Here is a 1,700-nt window from a genome sequence, read left to right on the forward strand (position 1 = left end):
AGGCGGATTCAACTCGCTAATGCAACTTTTGTATATAAAACAATCAGTTGAGATGGTATAAAATCCATTCCTGATTTTGTACAGGAGTTGAGATTATGGGGTATAAACACTTAGATTATTTAAAGCGTTGCAAGATACAAGCATTGTGGAAGGTGGGATACTCACAACAAAAGATAGCTGATGAAGTGGGTGTACATAAGTCTACTATTTCTCGTGAGTTAAATCGTAATATTACGTTTGTTCGAACCCGGTTAGGTTATTGGGAGTATAAAGCGGATTATGCGCAATCTTTTGCTGAGCAACGTAAAAAGGAAAAACCTAAATGTATTAAATTTACTGATTCAATTAAAGCTTTTGTTATCGAAAAAATACAAGACGAATGGAGTCCAGAGCAGATATGTGGTTATGCTAAACGTTGCTCAATTTTCAATTTAAGCCACGAATGGATTTATCAATTTATATTGAAAAATAAAAGACAGGGCGGTGCTTTATATAAAAATCTACGCCATCAACATAAGAAATATCGTAAAAGATATGGAAGCCCTAAAAGGACAGGTCCAATTAAAAATCGTAGATTTATTGACGAGCGCCCAGCTGTTATTAATAATAAAGATCGTATTGGGGATTGGGAAATTGATACAATCATAGGTAAAAATCATAAGCAGGCTGTAGTTTCCATAGTCGAAAGAGTTTCGAAATTAACGATTTTAAGAAAAGTAGAATCTAAGAAAGCTATTATTGTATCCACAGCCATAATTGAAGCATTAAAACCATTATCAAATTCAGTTTTATCAATTACCTCGGATAATGGAAGCGAGTTTGCAGGACATGAGGATATTGCTATTCAGTTAAATACTGATTTTTTCTTTGCTCATCCTTATTCATCCTGGGAAAGAGGTCTGAATGAGAACACTAATGGGCTTATTAGACAGTATTTAAAGAAAGGTTCAGGTTTTACCTCTGTGTGCAATAACCAACTTGCTAGGATAATGGATAAACTTAATAACAGGCCCCGAAAAACTTTAGGGTATGCCACACCTAACGAACGATTTGCAGCTGGAGTTTAAATGACAAAGAGAAATAAAGATAATGTTTACCAAGTCTATGATGAAATTATTGATTGGTTTGACAATGCTCGCACTAAAGATCTGACAATGGAGAAATCTTATTTAAATTTTATTCAAAACCATCTTCCACTTAAAAGCAAAATCTTAGATGTTGGTTGTGGCACAGGAGAGCCTATAGCAAAGTTTTTAATTAATGCAGGTTATATAGTGACTGGAATAGATGCCAGTAAAAAAATGATTGAACTGTGCAAACAACGATTTCCAAAAGAACAATGGCTGATAGCTGATATGCGTACTTTAGATTTGAACGAAAAATTTGATACGGTAATTGCTTGGCATAGTTTCTTTCACTTATCTCATGAAGATCAACGCAGCACATTGAAATTACTAGGCTCTTATGTAGAGCAAAATGGTTTATTCATTTTTACATCAGGACCAGAATACGGAGAGGTTTGGAGTGATAATGGAGGACATGAACTTTATCACGCATCACTTTCTACTGAAGAATATAAACAGATCCTTATAGATAATAATTTTAAAGTATTAATACATAAAATAAGAGATCCAGAATGTGGAGGAGCAACTGTTTGGGTTGCCCAAAAAAGCTAGTTGCATTAGCGAGTTGAATCCGCC

2 protein-coding genes are annotated in these 1,700 nt (G+C 34.5%); both read left to right on the plus strand.

Translation table 11 applies throughout. The features are described 5' to 3' along the window. The first annotated feature begins 95 nt into the window (after window positions 1-95). Window positions 96-1,067, plus strand: coding sequence for an IS30 family transposase (locus tag A8O27_RS17965; protein ID WP_058459903.1), 972 nt, complete (start codon window positions 96-98; stop codon window positions 1,065-1,067). Then, a complete protein-coding gene (locus A8O27_RS17970) occupies window positions 1,068-1,676 on the plus strand; it encodes a class I SAM-dependent DNA methyltransferase (RefSeq protein ID WP_058459904.1) in 609 nt (202 codons plus the stop codon). It abuts the gene before it with no gap. Window positions 1,677-1,700: the final 24 nt, after the last annotated feature.

This window comes from Legionella bozemanae (genome assembly GCF_001648595.1).
Lineage (GTDB): Bacteria > Pseudomonadota > Gammaproteobacteria > Legionellales > Legionellaceae > Legionella > Legionella bozemanae.

Coding starts and splice junctions, on each gene's coding strand:
- A8O27_RS17965 (WP_058459903.1), top strand. CDS start 96: ATGGGGTATAAACACTTAGATTATTTAAAGCGTTGCAAGATACAAGCA.
- A8O27_RS17970 (WP_058459904.1), top strand. CDS start 1,068: ATGACAAAGAGAAATAAAGATAATGTTTACCAAGTCTATGATGAAATT.